5 protein-coding genes are annotated in these 5,928 nt (G+C 40.3%); 4 read left to right on the top strand and 1 reads right to left on the bottom strand.

Annotated features, from left to right (window positions below; translation table 11 throughout):
- Positions 1–525 precede the first annotated feature (525 nt).
- The 3 genes from FW757_RS22830 (at position 526) to FW757_RS22840 (ending at position 3,834) form a co-directional block, all read left to right on the top strand.
- On the top strand, positions 526–1,053 hold the full coding sequence (locus tag FW757_RS22830) for a hypothetical protein (RefSeq protein ID WP_446441759.1): 528 nt from the start codon (positions 526–528) through the stop codon (positions 1,051–1,053).
- Positions 1,054–1,137: 84 nt separating this feature from the next.
- On the top strand, positions 1,138–2,925 hold the full coding sequence (locus FW757_RS22835) for a GGDEF domain-containing protein (protein ID WP_149980536.1): 1,788 nt from the start codon (positions 1,138–1,140) through the stop codon (positions 2,923–2,925).
- An 81-nt stretch (positions 2,926–3,006) separates the two neighbouring features.
- A complete protein-coding gene (locus FW757_RS22840) occupies positions 3,007–3,834 on the top strand; it encodes a substrate-binding periplasmic protein (RefSeq protein ID WP_446441760.1) in 828 nt (275 codons plus the stop codon).
- A 48-nt stretch (positions 3,835–3,882) separates the two neighbouring features.
- Here the strand turns inward: FW757_RS22840 and suhB are convergent, their stop codons facing one another.
- Positions 3,883–4,686: an inositol-1-monophosphatase gene (suhB, locus tag FW757_RS22845; RefSeq protein WP_145236520.1), complete on the bottom strand. Its 804-nt coding sequence runs from the start codon at positions 4,684–4,686 to the stop codon at positions 3,883–3,885.
- A gap of 290 nt (positions 4,687–4,976) precedes the next feature.
- Between suhB and trmJ the strand changes: the two genes are divergently transcribed.
- Positions 4,977–5,699: a tRNA (cytosine(32)/uridine(32)-2'-O)-methyltransferase TrmJ gene (trmJ, locus tag FW757_RS22850; protein ID WP_145236524.1), complete on the top strand. Its 723-nt coding sequence runs from the start codon at positions 4,977–4,979 to the stop codon at positions 5,697–5,699.
- The last annotated feature ends 229 nt before the right edge of the window (positions 5,700–5,928 follow it).

The following is a 5,928-nucleotide window of genomic DNA, read 5'->3' on the forward strand; positions in this document are numbered from 1 at the left end:
GCGACAACTATCCTGACACAGGGGGCTTGCCACCGCGAAAGGTTTTTCACAACTCTATGTCTAACTGGTGAATTTAAAATTGCGCGAGGTACCTTGGTCAAGTAATTCCGCCTACGGGTTGGCATTGGTGTTTGGATTTGCGTAGTCGGGGCTTTATGCCGCGTGACTCAAATGTCTTCTCTTTGTGAAAAATATTTTAAGTTTTTCATTCACAAAGAGTTAAAGGAAGGTAATAGGGTTCGGCTTAAGCTTACTTTCTCTGTGTTGCGCGAAGCGCCTCGGTGTCCTCTGTGGTGCAAATTGTTTAAATGATTAATTCACCACAGAGGGCACAGAGCTCACAGAGGAAGAGATTAAAGGGATAAAGTTAAAGGTGCTAGGGTTTTGGGAAGCCTGCGGGTTGGCATCGGTGTAAGGCTATATGTAAGCGGGGCTTTATCATAGCGAATTTTAATTATTGCTATTTATGAAATTAAATATTTCCTATAATAGTAATTATTGATTAAGTATTGATGTAACCAACTAATGTTAAAGCAACTTGTAGTCGCTAGTAGTCTAATTATTGTTAGCGGATGTGATGACAACGTTAAACCTAAGCAATCAAAGGCTGCAGTACAACCTTATCAATTAACAACACTTGAGCATTACCAGCATCAAGCTAACAACTTACTTCGCAGTATTAGAGTGCAAAAAGATGCGGCTAATTTAGAAACTCAATCTGCTGATTTAGTCGCGCTATCGCAGACTATCCTCAGTGACTTGATAGTTGATTATCCACAATGTGCTGAATACTTAAATGCGCTTATTGCTGTTGCTGATTTGCTCCCGTCATTGCCCCTAGAAGAAATTGAAAGTGGTTATCATAGCGATGGTAAGCTACCTAAGTTTGACGAGCCCATCTGTTATCACGGTAAGGATTTATTGGTTCATCCTGCGACTGTACAAGCGATTGCTCGTTTAGGATTTGTTGATCAACAAGCTTATGAATATGCGGAACTTGAGATTATTGAGGTAATTGCTCATTTTGATCAGGTTGAACAAGTATTAAAGTAAATAGCTTAAACTCAATTGCCATAAAATTGTCATACCAGCTTGCTACTTTAACTGCCTCTTAATGAAGTAATGGGTTATTGATAAGTGAGTGCTCAGCTAAGTATATTAGACAATATATTGCGAAATAGTGAAATAACGACACTGTTTCAACCCATCTTTGATATCGCTGGGCAGCAAATATTAGGTTACGAAGCATTAAGTCGCGGTCCTAAAAATTGTGCATTAGAGATGCCAAATACGCTTTTTAGTGCTGCAATTGTGCACGATAAAATCTCAGAGCTTGAGTTGCTATGCCGTTCAAAAGCGATCGAAAATTTTGTAAGGTTAAAACTACAAGGCAAATTATTCTTAAATGTAAGCCCTAAAACCTTACTGGATCCTTGTCATCCGAAAGGCGAAACATTACACCTAATTAAGCAGTTTGGTTTGGCCGCTAATAGAGTGGTGATTGAAGTTACCGAACAAGAAAAGGTCGATGATGGCTTTTTATTGCTGAAAACAATTGCTCATTATCGCCAGCTCGGTTTTTCGATTGCCATCGATGATTTAGGTGCAGGCTACTCAGGATTAAAGCAATGGTCAGAATTATGTCCTGACTATGTGAAGATTGATCGTTATTTTATTGACCATTGTGATGAAAGCGTGGTTAAAAAAGAATTTTTAAAATCAATTATAGAGTTAGCGAAAGTTACCAAAACAGCGGTGATAGCAGAGGGCATAGAGCGGGTTGAAGAACTCAGTTTACTTGAAGGGCTAGGCATTGTGAATGCGCAAGGCTTTTTGCTGGAACGACCAAGTTTAAAACCTAGCTTAGCGTTTGACTCAGCTCAATTACAGCAATTAAGTTTTACTCCACTTAACAATCAGTTTGAGCAATCAATGGCGATAGGTTGGTTAGCAATCGAACAAGCCCCCATCGACAGTCATACCCGTTGTAAAGATGCGCATAATATTTTTGAAAAAGATAAATCGATTATCAGTCTTGCGGTTGTAGACGAAAACTTACAGCCGATAGGCTTATTACACAAAGATCAACTGACAGAAGTATTTGCGGCTCCTTATGGCCATGCTTTATACGACAAACAACCGGTTACGGCACTAATGCACAAGCAACCCTTGGTAGTTGATGAAAATCAGCTGCTTGATACTGTTAGTCAGCAAATTACCGAAAATGATTTTGATATTCGCCGTCATATTGTGATCACTCGTACTGAGCAGTACTTAGGGCTCGCGCCACTGCGGGATATTTTAAAACATATTACGGAAGAGAAAATTCGTCATGCTCAGCATGCTAATCCACTTACGATGCTGCCGGGGAATGTTGCAATTAACGAAGCAATTGAGCATAGATTAAGAGCCAAACACAGCTTTGCATTAGCCTATATTGATTTAAACCACTTTAAGCAGTTCAACGATTTATATGGTTACGCCAGTGGTGATAGCGTTATCAAATTATTGGCCGATGTAACCACCCAAGCTTGTAGTAATGTGCCCAGTTTTGTTGGTCATATTGGTGGCGATGATTTTATGGTGGTCTTTGATGGTGATGATGCGGCTACAGTATGTAACAACATAATAACTGAGTTTGAGCTGAAATCTCGTGCATTCTTTACGCCAGAGCATATTGCCAGTGGTGGTTATTGGGCAACTAATCGTGAAGGTGAAAAGCAATTTGTACCTTTACTTACTTTATCGATTGGCGTTGTTGAACCCGATCTAGAGCAGTGTACTAACAGCCATCAAATTGCTGCATTGGCAACAGATGCTAAAAAAGAAGCAAAACGCTATCGCCACAGCTATCTATTTTTATGTAAACGACGTGGTCCTGCTTTGGCGGTTGTGCGTTTAAGTCCTGAGAAACAAGTCATATAAAATAACGTTAAGTAGGGCTGTTTTTCTTGAGTATTTATTGCTCAGCGTGTAGCTTTACTAAAACACTAGAAAATAATAATTATGACTAGGTATTTCTTTTCACTCATCTCGCTCTGGGTACTTATTGTTAGTACCGTATGCAGTGCTAAAACTGCAGCAAAAGAAACGGTCACAATCGCTCAAGAACCTCGAACATTATATAAACGAGATACATACTTAAAAGAGTTACTGCAACGTGCGCTTGATGCTGCTAATTATTCAGCCCAGTTAGAATCTGTCGTGGTACATCCTCACCAACAGCGGGCGCTCATAGCCCTTGGCGATAATAGCGTTGACCTATATTGGAGTATGACCAGCCCAGAACGAGAAACCTTAGCAATACCGATAAAAGTGCCGTTATTTAAAGGTTATATTGGTAAGCGAGCCTTAGTAACTAGGCAGTCGTTTCTTAATCGCTTTGTTGATATCAAGAGCAAAGAGCAACTAAAAGGGTTTACTGCAATTCAAGGGCATGACTGGCCAGATACCAAAATATTGGCACATAATGATTTATCAGTACGGCCGTTTGCAAATTATCAAGCGATGTTTAATATCGTTTTGACCGGACGAGTTGATTACTTTCCTCGCTCCTTCATAGAAGTAAGCTCAGAGTTAAAAGAAGTTAATAAGCAAGCGCTGGTTATTGTTCCAAATTTATATATTAGCTACCCGAGTGCTTTTTATTACTTTGTGGCCAAACACAAGCCAGAACTGGCAAAAACGCTCAGCGATGGCTTAGCTATTATGCAAAAGAACGGTAGTTTTGATGAGCTATTTAACCAGTATTTTGGCGATGATTTAAAGGCCTTGCCATTTGATCCGCAGAACACTGTTGAGATAAAATTAGAGAACCCTTATTTTAATCATTAAAAAAGGAGCCTAGGCTCCTTTTAGTATCGATCTTAGTATAACTCGCTATTAGCGAAGTAACGCTTCAGTTAATACTGGGCGAATTTCACGGATCATCGCTTGTGTTAATTTCGGTGCGCCACAGATAATATTACCGCTGTGAGCGTAATTATTACCACCGGCAAAATCTACAACCATACCGCCAGCTTCTTTAACCATTAGTTCACCTGCAGCTGAGTTCCATGGTTTTAAACCAATTTCAAAGAAACCATCAACACGGCCAGCTGCCACGTATGCCATGTCTAGTGCAGAACAACCGGCACGGCGAATATCAGCAGTGTGAACAAACAATGCTTTGAATGCTTCAGTATACGCATCCATATGGTGTTTGTTTTTGAATGGGAAACCAGTGGCAAGAACAGTACCAGAAAGAACGGTAGTTTTACTTACACGAAGACGTTTGCTATTTAGCTGTGCGCCTTGACCACGAGAAGCGGTGAAAAGCTCGCCACGAATTGGATCGTAGATAACAGCTTGGTCTAGACGACCTTTAACTTTAAGTGCGATAGAAACCGCGTAATGAGGGATGCCTTTGATGAAGTTTGTAGTGCCATCAATAGGATCAACAATCCATTGGTAATCTGCATCTTTACCTACGTGCTCACCGAGCTCTTCACCAACAATAGAGTGAGTAGGGTAAGATTGTAAAATAGTGTCGCGAATTACGGCTTCGGCTTCTTTATCAATATTCGTTACTAAATCATTAGTGCCTTTTTGTTGCACTTCAACTTTTGATAAATCTTCGCCAGCGCGAAGTAAAATTTTGCCTGCGTTACGCGCAGCGCGAACCGCAATGTTTAACATTGGATGCATGGTATTACCTTTGGGTTGTAAAAGAACGTGTATATATTTCTATATATTTCAGCCGGCGTATTCTAGCGATTTTTGACACAAAGTAAACAATAAACCCCAAAAAGTTTTGAGTGTTTTTTGTACTGGGTTGAGTTGCAAGGTAAAAATTACAAGACAAAAGCCAGCATTGATTGTTGATACATAAAACTTCCCATATTTATTACCTAGAACCTAGAACCTAGAATCTTTGCTGCTTACAGCTTTTCTCTATGTTATAATTCGCGCAATTTTTTGGTATGAGTTAAACAGTAATGATCTTAGATGACATCCGCATTGTTTTAGTAAACACCTCGCATTCAGGTAACATCGGCTCAGCGGCGCGCGCGATGAAAACCATGGGCTTATCAAAACTGTATTTAGTTGATCCAGCGTGTGAAGTTGATAGCCACGCTAGCGCATTAGCGGCTGGTGCAACTGATGTGCTAGGTAATGCGGTGATAGTTGACACAGTTGCTGAAGCGATTGCAGGTTGTGCTCTAACTATTGGTACTAGCGCCCGTTCACGTACTTTATCGTGGCCTATGGTGGAACCACGTGAATGTGGTGAGAAGCTAGTTGCCGAAGCTGTTACTGGTCCTGTAGCATTAGTTTTTGGCCGCGAAAACAGTGGTTTAAGTAATGAAGAACTGCAACTGTGCAACTATCATGTGTGTATTCCGGCTAATCCTGAATATAGCTCGCTTAATTTAGCAATGGCTGTGCAGACCTTATGTTACGAAACGCGTATGGCGTTTTTAAATCAACAACCAAAAGCCACGCCAGTAGATGATGCTGTGTATCCAAGCTCAAAACAAACCGAGTTATTTTACGAACACTTAGAACAAACCTTACTGGAAACAGGCTTTATTATTAAGCAGCATCCGGGCATGGTAATGACTAAGCTACGTCGTTTATTTAACCGTGCACGCCCAGAAGACGCAGAGCTAAATATCTTGCGCGGTATTTTAACCTCAATAAATAAGTCTACTAAATAAGCGAAAGTTATAAGACTATTTGCCGCTAATACTTGACTAAATTACTCAGGTAATTACAATGAACACAGTACTTGACTAAAACAGTCGGGTATTGAAGTTAATTGAGGGGCTAGGAAGATATAGGCACTAGGAATAGCTTGACTAGAATCGAGCTATATAAACTTTGTAGAACCTAGAACCTAGAACCTAGAACCTAGAACCTAGAACCTAGAACCTAGAACCTAGAACC

Source organism: Pseudoalteromonas sp. 1181_04, from assembly GCF_052850545.1.